We start from the raw sequence: 18,682 nt of genomic DNA, 5'->3' as shown, positions 1-18,682 counted from the left end.
AATTTTTAATTAAATTAATCCAGAAATATTATCCACTATTTCTACTCCTTTTTTTCTTGCATGCTCAATAACTTCTTTACTTAAGTTACCAACTTTTTCAACATGTAATATTACTTTACCTCCAGCTGAATTTATTACTTGGCCTGTCTGTGTCATAGGTTTACCATTATATTTTGCTGCATCATCAATATAACTTTTGATTGTTTTATCTGAAATTTGACTTAGATCACTAGCTTTACGTTCAATAATTTTAAAAGTTCCGTCAGCATTTTCAATTAATCCATCTATTTTTCCAACTTTCCCTTTCTTTAATAAAACTTCAACTTCATGAGAATATTTAAAACCTTTTTCTAATGCTTGTTTTCTTAATTCGCTATTCCATACTAAATTAAAAAAATATCCACGTCTAACTTTCTGAAACCATTTCTGAGATTCCAGAATCATTTGGGACAAGCATCTGCCAGAATTATGAACCAGTAAAGCCAGCAGGCCTACAAAATAGGTATGAAAATGAGCTACCGTAAAGTTATAAACTTTTTTAGGTTCATAGCTATATTCTATCCTTTCAATGATAACTTTCGTATCATTTTTCGTTAGAATTTTTTCGCCTATTTCTAATTCTGAAGCATCTTTCCAGCCTTCCACAGTATAAAAAGGATGTATCGCAGTTGTTTCAATCACTTCAGCTTCGGTATAAATACTAATGGTATGGTCACTTTCATTGACGATAAGATCAATTACCGGCTGAAGGGCTACGGTATCCGTATCTTCATCATAAGCCCACACCTGATTTCCGATTTGGACATCTTCAATATTTTTAATTCCGTGTTCAGTATGCACAGGTGTTCCGGCTGGAAAACAGGCAAAAACACAGGTCTTAAGCAATTTTTTGGCTACATCATCCACACTTTTCTTTAAAGCTTCTTTGCTCAGCTTTTTTAGTGCCGCTTTTCCCATCTGTTGCAGAGCTTCTTTAGATATGGCTTTTGCCCCTGCTTTTATAGCTCCTTTTACTCCTGCTTTTGCTCCCTGCATGGCTACCGTTCCGGTTCCGAAAGAAACTACACCTACGGCTATAGAAGCGACATCCCAGATTAAAAATCCAGCATTCATAAGGCCACCGCCTACATCTCCGGTTTGTATATCATTGATGAGGTCACGACCGCTTCCCCAAACCGGGATCATACCTTCTACAAAACCTGCCTCACCTACACTATCGCCATGTCCACTATCGTCAAGTTCACGCTGTGCCTGATCCTGCATATCTTTTACCTCCTTGGCCGCATCATCCGGAAGTGGAACCTGTCCACTGGTCATAAACTCTATCTTCCCGCCTATAGGACATTGACAGGTACTTTTCCCTATCAAAGAACGGATCCCGTTAATTTTTACCTGCCAGGTATCCTGCCATGTCATAGGAACAGTAGTAGGTGTACAAGGTCCTCCACTGATCTTACACACTTTAAAGGAAGGGATATTAATAAGAGGAGTAGCATCCTGATTGGTCGCTACAAGACAGCCATGGATTTTCACCTTCGTATTGAACGTAGGTTTAAAGAAATCCGGAGCTGCCCCCTGATCACACATCATCAGGGCATTGAGGGTTATGTATTCTAACTCATCCATGATTTTGGTTTTAGAATTACATAATATTGGTATCTCCTGAAGACATCACAGCGCTTGGTCCGCCGGTAATAGTAAGTGGCGAATCTGTGCTGATATCCATAGGACCGCCTTTACTTGATAATCCCAGAGCTCCGGTAAGTGCCGTGATATCAATTATTCCTTTTCCTGCTGAAGCCATAATACCTTCTTCGGATATGGTGATAGAATTATCTCCTACCTGTAGGGTAATACTTGTTTTTCCGTCAAGGGTAATATTTCCGCCTGCATCCATTTTCAGCAATGATTGTGGCGGAGCATCTTTTTTACCTCCCACATTGATGACATTGGAACTTCCTGCATTCACAGTATGGTTGCTATTTGCATTGGTAGTTGCGTTTCCGGTTCCGTCAAAATTCATATTGGCACCGCCCTGATCTTTAAGATTCATAGATCCGGCTCCATTGTCATATTTTAATTCTGCGCCGCTTCGTCCACTGAAACTCATAACATTATTTCCAGTGCCACCACCAGCTCCAATTCCACCATGATACATTCCACCCATCACAAAAGGACGATCGGGGTGAAGATGTACAAAATTGATAATGACCTGATCTCCCACTTCAGGAATAGACATAAATCCTCTGTTCTTACCTACCTTCTCACTGCTTCCGGCATCAGGAGACATTACACGGATAAATTCTGTGGTGTCCTGGCCGGCTTGCCAGTCAAGCTGAACCTGCACGCGGCCTTGATTTTCAGGATCGGTATTGGAAACTACTTTTCCAAACTGGGGTTCCGCCACCGGAACTGTAAATTCTGGTCTTGGAATAAATCCGGTATCAGAAGCGATGGCCTGGAAAGATCCATTATAGTATCCGCGGGCATCCACTTGATGGGTTACCTCTATAAGCATTAATTTAGTAAAATAAGAGGTTTCGTTAGTATCCGTTTTACGCATCTGGATATCCGCAATACATCCCGGATAAAGAAAAGGAACGGTTGTATTACCGGAAGTTACAAAAACTTCTGAAGCTTTACTTCCTGCAGTTCCCTTTTGAGAAGCATCAATATCCATAAAAGATGATGCTTTGATAGGAGCTACTCTTAAAGATGGGGTTTGAAAAGTTTTTTCTGAAATTTCATAAGCCCTCTTCGCAATATCTGAGGTATGTGTTATTTTTGAGCTTCCGCCTTTAAATTTTTCGTTTTTACTACTGTTATATCCATAAAATGAAGGCTTCACATGTTGAGCTTTCATTTTAATTTTAACATCCGTCAGATTACTGCCATAGGTTAACAACACAGGCTTTTCCTGTGGTGGCAATTGTCCGAAATGTAAAACTTCTCCATCATAGAAAAATTGTTCTCCATAAGCTTCAGCAATTCTAGCCAGATAGTTATAATGCGTTTCTCCGTATTGAGAGCTGTAAGATACATTGCCATGGCGGGCATCTATTCTAAAATCAAATTTCCCCTGCCCTAATCCTTCTTTAATCACTTCATTGGCGATACTGTTCAAGCTAATGGGTTGTGCTCCACCGAAGCTTTGAATATGTGGGGCAGCATCTAACAAAATTGTTGGGCTGAAACCTGACAGCACAAGATTACCCAGGCTTCCTTGTTCCTGGCTGAATCCAACTTCCGTGATAACTCCTATAAAATTCCGCTCAGCTCCGCCTTCCACATCTTTATATTTGAAAACCACCGTAATCCTTTTTCCCAGGAAATTCTGTATTTCTTCAAGATTATGGTTTTCTGCACTTCCTAACGTATCATGAGCAAGAATAAGCTCAAACTCGTGATGTTTAGTAGCACTTTGAGTAAGGCTAAAATGTTTGAAATACTTTATAGATTTACCTTCCACATGGATATCAAGCTTTACTACCCGGTTGATTCCTACGATGGCACTCTCCGGAATACTGTCAGCATTGAATATTTTAGAAGTAGGCTGTTTGACCCAAAGCTTATCCTTACTTATGGATGGTTCATTGGGCAGTAAAGGCTGGTTTAGGAATTGCTTTCCTGTATTCACAATATTGACTGCGTTGTTCACTTTTGAAGCAGCTTTCTTTACTTCTTTAACTTTTTTATTGTCTTTGATTTTGCTTACAAAATCTGTCTTGTCTGAATCTATTTCCGGTTTGGGAAGATTATTCTGTTCCTTAAACATGACATCTTTTTTTTGGTGTATGACTTAATCGAATAAGGTGAGACCATTCGGTTCAAGGAATCAATCTACAAGCATGTAACGGTCTCTTGAACAAGCTTTTCAATGATTGACCTGAGATGGATACAGTGGGAATTTTCAGAAAAAAAATTCCGCTTTAGATACTTAGTACCACTGTAAAAAGTGGTTGATTTCGATATTTTTTCATAAGTTTTTTAGTGATTTTGGTATTGCAATATATAACCTTAAATATTCACTGCAAAATGAATTATCGATTATTTGGAAAATTGTCGTAGTTCTACGACAATGAGTTTTCAATAAAGCTTTTTCACATCTTGAACAAAAAGACCTATTATGATTAGATGATCAATGAGAAGGAATTATTTTTTTTATTTTTTATACATTATTATTTACTAACATAAGCAGAAGAAAACGCTCCGATATTTACTTGGAATTTTTACGTTGCAGCGCCCTCTGATAAAAAGACTGACTTGCAATTTTCTCTTCTGCTTCATCAATTGCAGCCAGCAGATTGTTTTTATTGTCGGCGATATCGCCTAAAATCTGAGCCATCAGTTCCCAAACGGGTTTCATTTTATCAATGAGTTCCTGCCCTTTTGAAGTGAGCTTAAAAAGTCTTTTGCGTTCGTCCTGTTTATCCTTTTCCCATTGGATCAACTCCAGTTTTTCAAGTTCCTTAAGCAGTGTTATGGTGGATGGATGAGTGTAACCGATTTCGTTGGCTATTTCGACAACACTTGCTATTTCTTTTTTATAAATGGTGAAAATAACCGGAAACCATTTCAGTTCAAAATCAATTCCGAATGCTTTATAAATAAGTGCTCCATCTTTCCTCAACTGTTCACTGAGACGGTGCAGCCTTGTGGATATGGCAAGAATTCCTGCTTCGTTGATTACATTCATAGTCGGTCAATATTTAAATGATAAAAAACATCATCAGCACTCATTAAAGGAAATTTTACAGGAAGATCGTTTTTTTCAATCTTTATAAAATGATTTCTTTCATAGAAACGCTGTGCTGCTTTCAGTACTGTTATGGTTCCCAAATATAAATCATCGATCCTGTTTTCGCGGCAGAAAGAAATTAAAACTTCCAGTAATTCCTGTGCAATATTCAGTTCTTTTCCTCTGAACTCCTTTTTAACAAACATTTTCCTGATTGCTCCTGCCCTTTCGTCAAATTTAACCAACGCTATAGAACCTACCAGTTCGCCATCTACAAAAGCACCCCAAAAGTTACCTCCTGCTTCCGTGTAAAAACTTTCTATATGAAGAAGATCAGGCTGGTCTTCTATGGTAATCGGAATGTTAAACTCTTTCTGCTGAATCGTCAAAATCAGATCAATAGCCTGCTCTGAGTAGGAATTCCCTATGGATTGTATCTCTAATTTCATAGTGTTTGTATTTTAAAGTACAAAACTACGTAGTTGAATACATATATACAAATCCATTCTGCTTTTTTAAAAAAATTTTAACACAGAAAATTCAAAAACGGAATTTCGGTATGTAGCTATATTTATGTAATTTTCTTTTCAGAAAAAAAGAATAACCCACACCAAAATGAAAATAGAAAACCTGAGACCTTTTAACGGACAGCACTGCGAAACGACCACTACCGGAACATTATTACAGCAAATCGGAATTGAACTTTCCGAACCTATGCTTTTCGGATTGGGGGAAGGTTTAAGCTTTATCTATTGGAATATGAAAACAATGGATTTCCCTTTCATCGGAGGAAGAATAAAACCTGATTTCCTGACTCAGAATATAGCAAAAAATCTAAATCTTGAATTAACCGTAAAAGAAACTTCATCACAACAAAAGGCCTGGGAGCAAGTAAAAGAACTTTTGGATAGCGGACAGGTAGTCGGATTAAAAATGGATTGCTATCATCTTGAATATTTCTCAAATCCTTTTCATTTTGCCGGACATTATGCTGCCATTTACGGCTATGATGATGAAAATGCTTACCTCGCAGACACCAGACAACAAGGCAGTCAGGTACAAACCTCTTTAAAAAGTCTGGCAATGGCCCGTGCTGAAAAGGGCCCTATGGCTTCCAAAAATCTGTATTATACCCTCAGGAAAACCAATAGAAAATATGATCTGGAAAAAGCTATAATCACCGCAATCAAAAGTAATACTGCCGAATATCTGAACCCGCCTATTACAAATGTTTCTTATAAGGGAATCTTGAAAACCAGTACTGAAATTGTCAAATGGTTCAATATGAGCAAAGACATTGAAGCTGAATTTAAACAAGCCGCTTTGTTAATGGAAAAAGCAGGAACAGGTGGTGCATTGTTCAGGAATTTATACCGTGATTTTTTAAAAGAAAGTTATGAACTGCTTCGGCTTGATCCGTTAAAAGCAGGTTATGAAGCCTTCAGAGAGATTGCTGAGCTCTGGACAAATGTGTCTCAGCTGTTTGAAAAAGTGAGCCAGACAAAAGATATTCAATATATTCATCTGACTACGGATATTTTAAAAGAGATATCAGATAAAGAGAAAAGAACTATGGAAATATTGACAACTTTATAGCTGAAAAAGAAACGAATACTCCTGTTATAATAAATTCACAAAATAATTAATAATATTAACACCCATCAACAAATCGATAAATAAAAACAAACAAACACATAAAAAAAGCTAAAACAGTAGTTAATTCATAAAATATATTACAATTACGTAAAAATAATTTATATTTTTATGTGATAAATTTTAAATAATACAATGATGAAAAATCTAAAATTAATTGCTGTCTTATTAGGGATGCTATCTTTGTTTTCATGTAATAGAAATGAAGAAGAACAAAATACTAAGCAGCCTAACAAGGAAAACCAGGCAATGCGTTCCTTAGGAGCAATCCTTGTAGATGACAAAACCTACAGTTCATTTGCTAAAGCTGATATAGATGCATTAACAATGAAATTTAAGGGCAAGTCTGCAGAAACACTTATAGCTTCTATTCCGTCAAGTTATACTATACCCAACACTCCTCCAATAGTAAATCAGGGACAGGAAGGTTCATGCGTTGCATTTGCTACAGCTTATGCCGCTGCAAGTATTCTGGAATATAATTTTAAAGGGATAACGAACCCAAGAAGCCCTGAGTACGTATATAATCAGATAAAAGTAAATGGCTGCCCTAATGGAACTTATGCATCCAGTGGGTTAAATTTAATAAAAGATCAGGGAGTTTGCAGCTGGGATGAAATGCCATATACAGATGTAGAATGCTCTACGCAACCCAATGAAACTCAAAAAAGTGCAGCAAGTACTCATAAATTTACAACCTGGGCTACTGTAGATAAAAGCAATATCAGTAATGTAAAGACACTTTTAAGCATGAATTTGCCAATAATTATTACAGTGACGGTAGATGGAAGTTTTGATAGTTTAAGCGCGGCAAACAATTGGATATGGAAAAGTCATTCTGGTGCTGTAAGAGGAGGACATGCCATTTGCGTAGTGGGTTATGACGATGCTAAACAAGCTTTTAAAGTACAAAATTCCTGGGGTACTACCTGGGGAAACAATGGATTTTTCTGGATAGATTATGCATTTTTTGCCAAGACCAGAAAAGGTGCTATAAATGAATCTTATGTAGCATACGTTCAATAAAAAAAGTTATAAAGATAAATTGCGGCCGGAATAATTGCGGCCGTTTTTTTATCTCTTTACACTATCAAAATCTTATTTTTGTAATATTATTTAACTTGTGATCTTTGTCAATAAAAAACGTATGCCATTGCTGACATACGTTTATGATATTACATTAAAGAATACGGTTATTTCCAGCCTCCGCCTAAAGCCTGATAAAGCTCTACGGCTGCTTTCATTTTACTGTATCTTGCATTGGAAATGTTAAGCTCTGCATTCAGTGAATTCACACTGGCATTCAACACTTCAAGATAGTTGGCCATCCCATAGTTCACCAATTCCTGAGAATAGTCAACCGATTTTTTGTAGGCATCCAGCTCATGTTGTTTTAATTCAATAAATGAATCCTGAACAGAGAAAACTCTGATGGCATCTGAAACTTCTTTTCCGGCAGTCAGAACTGTTTTTCTGAAGTTTAAATAAGCCGTTTCTTTATTGGCAAGACTTACATCATAGTTGGTCTGGATCTGTCTCTTATTTAAAATTGGCTGAGCCAATCCCGCCACTACATTCGCAAATAAAGAGTTCACACTAAACAGGTGATCAATATCTACGGACTGTATTCCTCCACTTCCTGTCAATTTTAACGTTGGATAAAACTGAGCTTTGGCTGCATTGGTTAACTCAAAAGCATTCATTAAATTAAATTCTGCTCTCATGACATCCGGACGGTTGGCCAGAAGCTGAGTCGGGTACCCCAGTTTTAAATCAATTGGAAGTTTTTGCCCTTCCAATGTAGATCTTTCGATAGAATGAGAAGGCTCTCCCATCAAAAGACTCATGGTATTTTCAAGCAGCTGGATCTGGGTATCAATATCAATCAGTAATGATTTGGCATTGAAAACAAGAGCCTCACTTTGCTGTACTGCCACTTCAGTAACTGTTCCAGAAGTTTTTAAAGCCTTAGTCGCTTCAAGATTTTTCTCTCTTACCGCAATTGTTTCTGTAATAATTTTCTTCTGTGCATCAAATGTCAACAACTGATAATACGCAGAAGCAATGGAAGACACCAAACTGCTTTTTACGGCTTTATGTGCTGCAACAGTTCCCAAATAAGTAGCGAGCTGTGCTTTCTCCTGTGCCTTTAATTTGCCCCAGATATCAGCTTCCCACCCGATACTTGCCGTAATGTCAAACTGGTTCACATAACGTCTTGATCCGATGATCTGTCCAAACTGTGTATTGATAGACTGTGTCTGAAATGTATAGTTGGGACCTATGGAAAGAGTCGGCTGATAGGCTGCCTTGCTTTGTTTAAGATACGCTTCTGCAGAATTAATACTTTCTAAAGCAATTCTGATATCAAGATTGTTCTCCAGTGCCTTAGAAATATGCCCCTGCAATATCGGATCAGTGAATATCTCTTTCCATGAAATATCTGCAATATTGGTACTGTCCGAAGGAAGCATGTCTGTACGAAAAAGCTTTTCGTCCACAACATTCTTCGGTCTTTCATATTCTTTTCTTGCCATACAGGATGAGATGGCCCCGAGTATGAAAACTGAAAAAGTGATTCCTTTTATGATGTTTAATAAACTCTTCATTATAAAAAATTAGAAATTAGATGTTAGAGGCCGGAAGTTAGATGTGGTTTAGACTAATTTCTAAAGATCTAACTTCTGACTTCTCTAATTAATTTTATTCTGCTAAATTGATATCTTCTTTTTTGATAGGTTTAATTTTTTCCTGCAGTGTTTCAAAAATCACATACAGAACCGGAATTACAAATAATCCCAAAACGGTTCCTATCAATAGTCCGATGGCCGCACCCGTAGCGATAGACCTGTTTCCTACTGCTCCGATTCCACTTGCCAGAACTAACGGCAATAAACCGAAAATAAAGGCGAATGAGGTCATCAGAATAGGTCTTACCCTGGCTTTCGCTGCATTAATAGCTGACATTACAATGGTTTCTCCATGATGCCTTCTCTGAACAGCGAATTCAACAATAAGAATTGCATTTTTCGCCAATAGTCCCACGAGCATGATCAGGGCAATCTGGAAGTAAATATTATTTTCCAGCCCCATGATCTTCTGACCGAAATAAGCTCCCATTACCCCAAGAGGAAGAGAAATAATAACGATCAGCGGAAGGATATAGCTTTCATACTGTGCAGAAAGGATAAAGTAAACAAAGATCAAACTCAGTCCGAAAATCAAAAGCGTTTGAGATCCAGAATTTAATTCTTCTCTGGTTAACCCTGTAAATTCTACGGCATAGTTTTGATTCAGGGTTTCATCAGCTACCTGCTGTACTGCGGCAATTGCATCCCCGGAACTGTATCCGTCAGAGTTCGCTCCCGTTACCTTCACTGAAGTAAAGAGGTTGTAACGGCTTACAGATTGTGGTCCGTATGCTTTTGTCAAGGTTACAAACTGTGAAATCGGAGTCATGATCCCTGATCCTGTTCTGACATAAAGCTGATTCAGATTTTCAATATTCTTTCTGTTCTCAGGAAGAGCCTGAACCATCACTCTGAACTGCTTTCCATACTTGGTAAAGTCGGCAGTATAAATACCTCCGATATACCCCTGCATCGTGGACAGAATGTCATTAACAGAAACCCCAAGCTGTTTGCTCAAAGGAACATTAATTTCCATCTGATACTGAGGATATTTGGTATTGAATGAAGTCTGTGCAAACTGAATTTCCGGTCTCTGCATCAGTTTACCGATGAATTCATTGGTTTTATCATCCAGATCAGCGTATTCTCCACCTGACTTATCAAGCAATACCATTTCAAAACCTGCGCTGTTACCGAATCCAGGTACACTTGGCGGCTGGAAGAATACTACTTTAGCATCAGGAACAGCTCCTACAATTCCAAATAATTTTTTGGTGATATCTTCAGAAGTCTGTCCGTCTTTTTTTCTTTCTTCAAATGGTTTCAGTTTCACAAAGGCAAGACCGTTGTTACTTCCGTTTCCGGACAAGAATCCTCTACCTGTTGAAATCGTTACGTTCTGTACGCCCGGAACTTTCAATGCCTTAGCCTGAAGTGTTTTCAAAGCGTTGTAAGTTCTTTCCATAGAAGCTCCCGGAGGAAGCTGTACATCAGTAAAGATAATCCCTCTGTCTTCTGTAGGTACAAACCCTTTCTTCATACTGCTGCTTGCCCAGAATAAGATTCCTCCGGTAACAGCAAAAATGATTAAGGTAACCCATTTATGTCTTAATAAGAATACAAATCCTCTTCCGTAACGCTCAGTAGTTGTTTTAAAAGCAATATTAAACTTGTAGAAAAACTTCTGCAGCAGATTTAAATTTTTATACTCTTTATGATGCGCTTCGTGAGGTTTTAAGAATAATGAACATAAAACCGGACTCAGCGTTAATGCATTAATCGCCGAAATGATGATGGCTATAATCAGCGTAATACCAAACTGCTGGTAGAATACCCCTGTAGGACCTGTAATGAACGTCACCGGAATAAATACCGCTGCCATTACCAGAGTAATCGAGATAATAGCACCTGTAATCTCATCCATTGCCTCTACTGTTGCTTTTTTAGCATCGGAAATACCATGCTCCATCTTGGCATGAACGGCCTCGACGACGACTATGGCATCATCCACTACAATACCAATTGCCAGTACCAATGCAAATAAGGTTAAGAGGTTTAATGAATATCCAAAGAGATTCAGGAAGAAGAATGCCCCTACAATAGATACCGGAACCGCAATGGCCGGGATCAGCGTAGATCTGAAGTCCTGAAGGAAAATATATACTACAATAAATACCAGAATAAAGGCTTCGATCAGGGTATGTACTACCTTTTCAATGGAAGCTTCAAGGAATTCGTTGGTATCAAAGTTAAAAGTATATTTTACGCCCTTTGGAAACGTTCCTTCTGCTGATTTCAGATAGGCTTTGATATTTTTAATAATTTCCTGTGCGTTGGATCCCGGAGTCTGGAAGATCCCCATACTGATGGAAGGATTGTTTCCGTTCTCCCCGATTCCCGTATAAGACTGGCCTGCCAGTTCTACTTTAGCCACGTCTTTCAACATCAGGTTTTGCCCGTTTGCAAGAGATTTGATGATGATATTATCGTACTGTTCTTTATCGTTGAATTTACCTACGTATTTGATGATATATTCAAAAGAACTTCCGCTGTTCTGCCCGATAGAACCTGCTGCTGCTTCTCTACTCTGCTCGTTGATTGCATTGGTAACATCGGTAGGAGTTACACTGTAGGCAGCCATTTTTGCAGGATCCAGCCAGATTCTCATCGAGTAGTTTTTACCTCCGAAAACGTTGGCATCCCCTACACCATTTACCCTTTTAAGGTTAGGAATAATGTTGATATTCAAAAAGTTCTGAAGATATACATCATCCAGGTCTTTATTTTCAGAATAGAAAGACATATACATCAGCGCACTGGTCTGCTGCTTCTGGGTTACCACCCCTGAACGGGTTACTTCAGACGGCAAAAGAGGTGTTGCTCTGGCCACACGGTTCTGTACGTTTACTGCTGCAATATCCGGGTCAATTCCTTGTTTGAAGAAAACCTGGATTTGGGCAGAACCGTCGTTTCCGGCACTGGAAGTGATATAATCCATACCTTCCACCCCGTTGATCTGTTCTTCCAAAGGTACTACCACACTTTTCATCACCGTCTCAGCATTGGCTCCCGTATAGTTTGCGGAAACACTCACCGTAGGTGGTGCAATATCCGGATACTGTGTAACCGGTAACGAGATCAGTCCCAACACACCGAGAATCACAATCAAAATTGAGATTACGGTAGATAAAACCGGTCTGTTAATAAAGTTTTTTATCATTAGAATTTCGGTTTTATTGATTGAACTAGACTATCCATTTTAATTGGCTTCGGTTTCACGGCTGTTCCCGGTTTCAGACCGCCGATACCAGCTGCAATAACTGTTTCACCTTTATTAACTCCAGATTTGATAAGAGCCATATTGTCGATTCTGTCGATAACATTCACAACAACGTTTCTTGCAGTATCACCTTTTTCTACTTTGTATACGTAAACGATACCTTGCTGCTCATAAGTAGCACTTTCAGGTACAACAAGAACATTATCATAATGCTGAGGGAATCTGATGGTTCCACTGTTACCATTACTTAATAATTTCTGAGCATTTGAAAAAGCAACTCTGAACTGGATAGTCCCTGTTGTAGGATCAATTTGCCCCGTAATGGCTTCAATTCTCCCTTTTTCAGGATAAAGACTTCCATTGGCTAACTGAAGTTCAACCATGGGTAAGTTTTTGATTTTCTCAGGCATAGAAGCTCCCGGTGACTTTTCAAGGAAATCGAAATACTCTTTTTCATTCATTGCAAAGTAAGCGTAGATCTCAGAAGTGTCAGAAATTGTTGTCAGAGGGGTCTGATCAGATGGTCCTACCAAACTTCCCACTTTTAAAGGCAATCTTCCGATTACCCCTGAAATAGGAGCACGAATGATAGAATATTCAATATTGGCTTCCACCCCTTTATAATTGGCTTCTGCCTGTCTTTTGGCAGCATTGGCCTGCTGTAACTGTGCCTGAGCCTGAGCCAACTGAGCCTGGGCAGTCTGTAGCTGTACGTTACTGATGATATTTTTCTGAACCAGAGGCTTTAATTTGTTTACTTCAACCTGAGCTGCATTTACAGAAGCCTGAGCCGCTGCAACACTTGATGCCGCAGCACCAATTCCTGCTTTGGAAGCAGCTGCATTTTCGTTCAGTATATTGGTTTCCAGACGGAACAAAGGCTGCCCTTTGGTAACATATTGTCCTTCATCTACCAATACCTGGGTAATATATCCCTGTATTTTTGCACGTACATCATTGTTTACCCTACCCTGGATGGTAGCCGGAAACGTCTGATAACCCACTATATTTTTTGACTCCACGGAAACAACAGGATACGGCTTGGCACCATCCTGTTTCGGAGCTTCTTTTTTGCAGGCAGTCAGTGAAAACGCTGCAATGGAAAGTATAACTAGCTTATTATTCATTTTATAGTTTATTAAGAGATTCCTGAATATTTTCTATGTTTTTATTTAAGAGTGCTTTGTAAACTTCTATTCTTTCGTTGTATCCATCGTCTTTACTTTTTTTAAAATTGTTTAAATCATCTAATAGTCTTAATTCGTCCTGCATTTTTTGGACAATTTTCTCGAATCGTATTTTTTTGTATTCATCATTGATGAAAAAATATCGTTTCCGCTCATCCATTTTGTTGTGGTCTACGATAAGCTGAGCATTAAGCAGTAATGAAATACTGGTAGAAACGGAGCTTTTGCTCGCGGAGAGCACTTCAACAAACTCGTCAAAAGTAATTCCTACTTTCTCATAGTCAAAAAGAAGGTAGGAATAAATTTTTGATGCTAAAGGGGGTAAGCTAAACACGGTGCCATAGAATTTTACGGCATCCTGAAAAATTTTTTCATCAATTTCTATACTTTGGTGCATAATATAAAAATTTGAACAAAAGTAGAAATTAGTTCAGAACTAAACGAACAAACCTGATAGAGTTTATAAATACAGGCCGTTTTAAAAATTCAATGAAAGTTGATTTAACTTTTTGCCTAAATTATAATCTTCTCAAAAGCTTTTCTCATGCCGTCTCTTAAAAGAACCTCTCCGCAATAGGAATACCCTCTGCCTTCAAGGATTTTCAGCATGGCAATATTATCATGATTGGTATCTACTTTAATACTCTGAATTCCATGGGATTTGGTAAATTCTTCAATCTGATCAAAAAGTTTTTTTACCATACCCTGCCCTGCAAATTTTTCATCTACAGCCACTCTGTGAACCACAACAAATTCCCCATCACTTAACCAAGCTCCTTCAATGGTGCTGTAGGCGGGTTCATCATTCAGAATAAGGGCTGCATATACTGCAATTTCACCATCTACGGTCATAACGTGACCAAATCCTTTCGCAATATCGCTTTCCACTGTCCCGAGATTAGGGTATCCGTTCTGCCATTGGGTACTTCCGTCCTGTCGTCTTCTTTCTATAGATTGCTGAATAATTTCCCAAATAATGTTTCTGTCTTCAATTTCCGCTTGTCTTAGTTTAATCTCTGGATTCATGTTGTAAAATTTGATTAAAAGACTGAATGATTTAAGAAGTAAAAATCAGAATAGCTGCTGTTTGTTCAATCTTTGAAGCATTCATCTTTTAATGGTTTATAATTAATCAAAAAACCGAAAATTAATTAAAATTAATTTTCGGTTCGAAGTAGTAAAATTTAAAATTATGAAATTGTTTATTGATTTTCACTTTGTTGAAGGTAAGCATCAATAATTTCAAATGCTTTTTTTTCTTCTTCCAGATCTACCATTACCTTCAACGAGGTTGCTGTGGGTGTAGTGGTAAACGTAAGATAGTTATTTTCAACGGTATTTGCAATTTGCGCGTCATCCAATTTAGACTTAACCAACTGAATTTCTGAAGGGTTATCACTTACATAAACTGATACTCTCGTACTTCTTTCCATATTCTAATTGTTTGAGTATCTAAATATACAATGTTTTTTTTAAAATTACAAATCCCGGGTTTTAAATTTTATTAATATTGTTTTCAATTTTATCTAAAGCAAGTTGAATTTCTTCTTTAGTAACATTCAAATGAGGTCTGAAACGAAGAGACTGATCTCCACATGGAAGAATGATCAATCCATCATTGAAAAGCTCATTCATCAGGTGGTTTCTCTGCTCGGCAGTAGGAAGATCAACGGCACACATTAAACCTCTTCCTCTTGCATTTGAAATCTTTTCAGGATATTTTTCAGCAAGAGTTTTTAGGCTTTCCAGTAAGAAATCTCCCACTACTCTTGCATTCTCTACTAGGTTTTCTTTTTCGATCACTTCCATCACTAACTGGAAACGAAGCATATCAATAAAGTTTCCTCCAAAAGTAGAGTTGATTCTTGAGCTTTCTCTGAAAACATTGTTCGGAACCTGATCAAACTTTTCTTTATTGGCCAGTACACCACAAACCTGGGCCTTTTTCCCGAAAGAAATGATATCCGGTTTTGCTGTAAAATGCTGGAATGCCCACATTTTCCCGGTAATGGCAATTCCTGTCTGAACTTCATCAAAAATAAGTAAGATTTCGTTGTCATCACAGATTCTTCTTAATCCTAATAAGAATTCGTCTCTGAAATGATTGTCACCTCCTTCTGCCTGAATAGGTTCAATGATGATACAAGCCACTTTATCAGGGTGCATCAAAATTGCCTCTTCAATCTGAAGTAAAGCAAGATTTTCGTTTTTGATTGTTTCTTCAAGGTTCTCCTCTGTAATCGGGAATTTTAATTTTGGATTTAAAATTCTCGGCCAGTTAAACATTGGGAAATACTGATACTTTCTTGGGTCAGAAGTATTGGTTAAGCTCAAAGTATAACCGCTTCTTCCGTGGAAAGCCTGTTTGAAGTGGATACAGATTCCAGCTTCAGTATCTAATCCTTTTTCAAAATTTTTGCGGGTTTTCCAGTCGAAGCATGCCTTCATTGCATTTTCCACTCCCATCGTTCCGCCTTCGATAAAGAAAGCATATTGTAATTCTTCAGGGATAACCACTCTTTCAAATACTTCAAGGAAATGAGCGTATTCTTCTGAGTAAACATCAGCTAAAGTAGGTTTATTTACAGCCATTCTTCCCAACCATTCTGATCTTTCTAAGAGATAAGGGTGATTGTATCCGATAGATGCTGATGCAAACATAGAGAACATATCCAGGTATTCTCTGTCTGTCAATTTATCATAAAGCCATGATCCATGTGATTTTTCAATATCCATCACAAAATCGAAACCGTCTGCCAACACATGTTTTCCTACTGTTTCTTTTACTTTATTTGCTTTTATATCTAATGTGTGTTCCATAATAAATTTGTAGTGTGATTTAATAAGTGATTGATTAAATGATCCAAAGAATACAACATTTAACCATTCAGGTTATTAAGTTTTATGTTTTTTGAGTGCTTTAAGTAAAGCTTTTATAAATCAAATTTAATCCCTTGTGCCAAAGGAAGTTGTGCGGTGTAATTGATAGTATTGGTTTGTCTTCTCATATAGTATTTCCAGGCGTCTGATCCTGATTCTCTTCCTCCTCCGGTTTCTTTTTCACCACCAAAAGCTCCACCTATTTCAGCACCGGAAGTTCCGATATTGACGTTGGCAATACCACAGTCTGAACCAGCATGAGAAAGGAACAATTCTGCCTCTCTTAAATTCTGGGTCATGATTGCAGAAGATAATCCCTGAGGAACATCATTCTGAATGGCGATTGCTTCTTCTAATGTTTTATACTTGATAAGGTATAAAATCGGAGCAAAAGTTTCGTGCTGAACAATCTCATAAGAGTTTTTCACTTCTGCAACGCAAGGCTTCACATAACATCCGGATTCGTAATCTTTTCCGGTTAACACTCCACCTTCAACAACGAATTTACCACCTTCTTTTTTACATTTCTTGATAGCTTCTTCGTATTGATTTACTGCATCAGTATCAATCAGAGGACCTACGTGATTATTTTCATCCAATGGATTTCCGATTTTCAGCTGCCCGTAAGCTTTTGTTAATCTTGTTTTCACTTCATTGTATACGCTTTCGTGGATAATCAGTCTTCTTGTCGAAGTACATCTTTGACCAGCAGTTCCAACGGCTCCGAAAACAGCTCCGATAATCGACATGTCGATATCTGCTTCTTTTGTAATGATAATAGCATTGTTTCCACCCAATTCAAGGATAGATTTCCCGAATCTTTCCGCTACTTTAGAAGAAACCATTCTTCCTACTCTTGTAGATCCTGTGAAAGAAACAAGGGCAACTCTTTTATCATCTACTAATTTCTGACCGATTTCGTGGTCTGATACCAATACACTTGAAACTCCTTCAGGAAGATTGTTTTCCTTCAGAACTTCCATCATGATATTCTGGCATGCAATCGCACAAAGCGGTGTTTTTTCAGATGGCTTCCAGATGGTAACGTTACCACAGATCCAAGCCAAAGCTGTATTCCAGGACCAAACGGCTACCGGGAAGTTGAATGCAGTAATGATTCCTACAACTCCCAGCGGATGGTATTGCTCATACATTCTGTGCCCAGGTCTTTCCGAGTGCATGGTGTACCCCTGAAGCTGTCTTGAAAGCCCTACAGCGAAGTCGCAGATGTCAATCATTTCCTGAACTTCACCAAGACCTTCCTGTAATGATTTACCCATTTCGTAAGAAACAAGTTTACCAAGATCATCTTTATATTCTCTTAATTTTAAGCCCAGCTGTCTTACCATCTCTCCTCTTTTGGGAGCTGGAATCAGCCTGAATTCCTGAAACGCCTTTTGAGCAGTTTCAATTACTTTGTCATAATCACTTTCTCCGGAAGTTTTTACTTTAGCGATCAACTTTCCATCCACAGGAGAAATGCTTTCAATCACCTTTCCTGAAGCGAAATATTTCCCGCCTGTTGAGGTACCTTTGTTCTCTTCTTTAATACCTAAGTTTTTCAGCGTTTTTTCTATTCCGAAATCCTTTACTTTTTTTGACATAAAATCTTACTTTTCGTTCTCTCTAAAGATAAAAATATTATGTGAACCTCAAAACTTTAATTTTTAATAGGCTTTTTATTTGGACTAATTATAAACATGCTTATCTTTGCAGGGTAATCTTTTTGATAATCACCAATGGAAAATTCACAAGAAAATAACTCAAAGCTTAAGAAGTGGTTCAAGCGTGTGGGATGGGCAGGACTTGCTTTCTTTACCATTAAAGGCTTGATTTGGCTCGTCATATTCTACGTTGGAGCAGATAGTCTTCAGAGTTGTATACAATAAAAAAGCAGAGAAAAATTTCTCTGCTTTCTTTTTGGTATAAGGTTAAATGAATTGTTATTTATTTATTAAAAAGCTAAATAAAGAATCCTTTTTTATATTTTCTGTAATTTTAAAAAGAGAGGAAGTTCTATCTTTTGACAGCCATGTTCCCTGAAAAAAGTATTTATACTCCTCAACTCAGCTTTTTTTAACTACTCTTTCTTCTTTCTCCCTGCGTTCACCAGACTTTGATGCAACAGGTATTCTATCTGTCCGTTCACACTTCTGAAGTCATCATTGGCCCACTTTTCAAGGAGTTTATAAGTAGACTCATCTATCCTTATCACAAAAGATTTTTTGCTTTTGTTTTCCGAAGAGTTCTGAGCTTTTTCTGATTTCATTTTCTAAATTCTCTAACATTATTCTGACTATTGTAGTGTAGAAAA

At 37.8% G+C, this 18,682-nt stretch carries 16 protein-coding genes; 3 read left to right on the top strand and 13 right to left on the bottom strand.

Annotated elements, in window-relative coordinates:
- Positions 1-9: 9 nt before the first annotated feature.
- From J2786_RS04445 to J2786_RS04430, 4 genes are all read right to left on the bottom strand, one after another.
- The gene (locus tag J2786_RS04445) at positions 10-1,626 is read right to left on the bottom strand and encodes a polymorphic toxin-type HINT domain-containing protein (protein ID WP_052186967.1); all 1,617 of its coding nucleotides are present in this window, start codon (positions 1,624-1,626) and stop codon (positions 10-12) included.
- A 16-nt stretch (positions 1,627-1,642) separates the two neighbouring features.
- Positions 1,643-3,775: a type VI secretion system Vgr family protein gene (locus J2786_RS04440; RefSeq protein WP_082001961.1), complete on the bottom strand. Its 2,133-nt coding sequence runs from the start codon at positions 3,773-3,775 to the stop codon at positions 1,643-1,645.
- A 441-nt stretch (positions 3,776-4,216) separates the two neighbouring features.
- Positions 4,217-4,696, bottom strand: a complete 480-nt coding sequence (locus J2786_RS04435; protein WP_047431024.1) for a MarR family winged helix-turn-helix transcriptional regulator — start codon at positions 4,694-4,696, stop codon at positions 4,217-4,219.
- The gene (locus tag J2786_RS04430; protein WP_047431027.1) at positions 4,693-5,187 is read right to left on the bottom strand and encodes a GNAT family N-acetyltransferase; all 495 of its coding nucleotides are present in this window, start codon (positions 5,185-5,187) and stop codon (positions 4,693-4,695) included. Before J2786_RS04430 ends, J2786_RS04435 begins: the two co-directional genes overlap by 4 nt.
- 166 nt (positions 5,188-5,353) lie before the next feature.
- On the opposite strand from J2786_RS04430, the gene J2786_RS04425 reads away from it, so the two are divergent.
- Together J2786_RS04425 and J2786_RS04420 are read left to right on the top strand one after the other, a co-directional pair.
- Positions 5,354-6,334 (top strand): BtrH N-terminal domain-containing protein, encoded by a 981-nt coding sequence (locus J2786_RS04425; protein ID WP_310024085.1) that lies wholly within the window; start codon positions 5,354-5,356, stop codon positions 6,332-6,334.
- A 192-nt stretch (positions 6,335-6,526) separates the two neighbouring features.
- On the top strand, positions 6,527-7,417 hold the full coding sequence (locus tag J2786_RS04420) for a C1 family peptidase (RefSeq protein WP_052186969.1): 891 nt from the start codon (positions 6,527-6,529) through the stop codon (positions 7,415-7,417).
- 167 nt (positions 7,418-7,584) lie between these two features.
- Here the strand turns inward: J2786_RS04420 and J2786_RS04415 are convergent, their stop codons facing one another.
- The 8 genes from J2786_RS04415 to amaB form a co-directional block, all read right to left on the bottom strand.
- A complete protein-coding gene (locus tag J2786_RS04415) occupies positions 7,585-9,000 on the bottom strand; it encodes an efflux transporter outer membrane subunit (RefSeq protein ID WP_052186970.1) in 1,416 nt (471 codons plus the stop codon).
- Between the two features lie 94 nt (positions 9,001-9,094).
- The gene (locus J2786_RS04410; protein WP_047431033.1) at positions 9,095-12,241 is read right to left on the bottom strand and encodes an efflux RND transporter permease subunit; all 3,147 of its coding nucleotides are present in this window, start codon (positions 12,239-12,241) and stop codon (positions 9,095-9,097) included.
- Positions 12,241-13,428 carry an efflux RND transporter periplasmic adaptor subunit gene (locus J2786_RS04405; RefSeq protein WP_047431036.1) on the bottom strand — a complete coding sequence of 396 codons (1,188 nt, stop codon included), beginning with the start codon at positions 13,426-13,428 and terminating at the stop codon, positions 12,241-12,243. Before J2786_RS04405 ends, J2786_RS04410 begins: the two co-directional genes overlap by 1 nt.
- Position 13,429: 1 nt before the next feature.
- On the bottom strand, positions 13,430-13,885 hold the full coding sequence (locus tag J2786_RS04400) for a hypothetical protein (protein ID WP_034694378.1): 456 nt from the start codon (positions 13,883-13,885) through the stop codon (positions 13,430-13,432).
- Between the two features lie 116 nt (positions 13,886-14,001).
- Entirely contained in the window at positions 14,002-14,514 is a 513-nt protein-coding gene (locus tag J2786_RS04395) for a GNAT family N-acetyltransferase (protein WP_047431038.1), read from the bottom strand.
- Between the two features lie 176 nt (positions 14,515-14,690).
- On the bottom strand, positions 14,691-14,921 hold the full coding sequence (locus J2786_RS04390; protein ID WP_034694374.1) for a DUF2007 domain-containing protein: 231 nt from the start codon (positions 14,919-14,921) through the stop codon (positions 14,691-14,693).
- Positions 14,922-14,982: 61 nt separating this feature from the next.
- Entirely contained in the window at positions 14,983-16,308 is a 1,326-nt protein-coding gene (gene lat / locus J2786_RS04385) for an L-lysine 6-transaminase (protein WP_047431041.1), read from the bottom strand.
- 113 nt (positions 16,309-16,421) lie between these two features.
- Positions 16,422-17,972, bottom strand: coding sequence for an L-piperidine-6-carboxylate dehydrogenase (amaB, locus tag J2786_RS04380; RefSeq protein ID WP_047431044.1), 1,551 nt, complete (start codon positions 17,970-17,972; stop codon positions 16,422-16,424).
- Between the two features lie 135 nt (positions 17,973-18,107).
- Here amaB and J2786_RS04375 point away from each other — a divergent pair, with 135 nt between their 5' ends.
- Positions 18,108-18,257: an FAM210 family protein gene (locus J2786_RS04375; protein ID WP_002979804.1), complete on the top strand. Its 150-nt coding sequence runs from the start codon at positions 18,108-18,110 to the stop codon at positions 18,255-18,257.
- A 191-nt stretch (positions 18,258-18,448) separates the two neighbouring features.
- Here J2786_RS04375 and J2786_RS04370 read toward each other — a convergent pair whose 3' ends face one another.
- Complete coding sequence (locus J2786_RS04370) at positions 18,449-18,637, bottom strand: type II toxin-antitoxin system antitoxin (protein WP_047431047.1); 189 nt, start codon at positions 18,635-18,637, stop codon at positions 18,449-18,451.
- Positions 18,638-18,682 lie beyond the last annotated feature (45 nt).

This window comes from Chryseobacterium vietnamense (assembly GCF_031454475.1).
GTDB lineage: Bacteria > Bacteroidota > Bacteroidia > Flavobacteriales > Weeksellaceae > Chryseobacterium > Chryseobacterium vietnamense.
Note: the sequence above shows the minus strand (reverse complement) of the source record. Positions and strands in the feature narration are given on the sequence as shown.

Excerpts from the sequence above, each read along its gene's own strand:
- J2786_RS04375 (WP_002979804.1), top strand. The coding sequence starts at position 18,108 with ATGGAAAATTCACAAGAAAATAACTCAAAGCTTAAGAAGTGGTTCAAG.
- J2786_RS04430 (WP_047431027.1), bottom strand. The coding sequence starts at position 5,187 with ATGAAATTAGAGATACAATCCATAGGGAATTCCTACTCAGAGCAGGCT.
- lat (WP_047431041.1), bottom strand. The coding sequence starts at position 16,308 with ATGGAACACACATTAGATATAAAAGCAAATAAAGTAAAAGAAACAGTA.
- J2786_RS04390 (WP_034694374.1), bottom strand. The coding sequence starts at position 14,921 with ATGGAAAGAAGTACGAGAGTATCAGTTTATGTAAGTGATAACCCTTCA.
- amaB (WP_047431044.1), bottom strand. The coding sequence starts at position 17,972 with ATGTCAAAAAAAGTAAAGGATTTCGGAATAGAAAAAACGCTGAAAAAC.
- J2786_RS04410 (WP_047431033.1), bottom strand. The coding sequence starts at position 12,241 with ATGATAAAAAACTTTATTAACAGACCGGTTTTATCTACCGTAATCTCA.
- J2786_RS04445 (WP_052186967.1), bottom strand. The coding sequence starts at position 1,626 with ATGGATGAGTTAGAATACATAACCCTCAATGCCCTGATGATGTGTGAT.
- J2786_RS04440 (WP_082001961.1), bottom strand. The coding sequence starts at position 3,775 with ATGTTTAAGGAACAGAATAATCTTCCCAAACCGGAAATAGATTCAGAC.
- J2786_RS04420 (WP_052186969.1), top strand. The coding sequence starts at position 6,527 with ATGATGAAAAATCTAAAATTAATTGCTGTCTTATTAGGGATGCTATCT.
- J2786_RS04415 (WP_052186970.1), bottom strand. The coding sequence starts at position 9,000 with ATGAAGAGTTTATTAAACATCATAAAAGGAATCACTTTTTCAGTTTTC.
- J2786_RS04405 (WP_047431036.1), bottom strand. The coding sequence starts at position 13,428 with ATGAATAATAAGCTAGTTATACTTTCCATTGCAGCGTTTTCACTGACT.
- J2786_RS04400 (WP_034694378.1), bottom strand. The coding sequence starts at position 13,885 with ATGCACCAAAGTATAGAAATTGATGAAAAAATTTTTCAGGATGCCGTA.
- J2786_RS04425 (WP_310024085.1), top strand. The coding sequence starts at position 5,354 with ATGAAAATAGAAAACCTGAGACCTTTTAACGGACAGCACTGCGAAACG.
- J2786_RS04395 (WP_047431038.1), bottom strand. The coding sequence starts at position 14,514 with ATGAATCCAGAGATTAAACTAAGACAAGCGGAAATTGAAGACAGAAAC.
- J2786_RS04370 (WP_047431047.1), bottom strand. The coding sequence starts at position 18,637 with ATGAAATCAGAAAAAGCTCAGAACTCTTCGGAAAACAAAAGCAAAAAA.
- J2786_RS04435 (WP_047431024.1), bottom strand. The coding sequence starts at position 4,696 with ATGAATGTAATCAACGAAGCAGGAATTCTTGCCATATCCACAAGGCTG.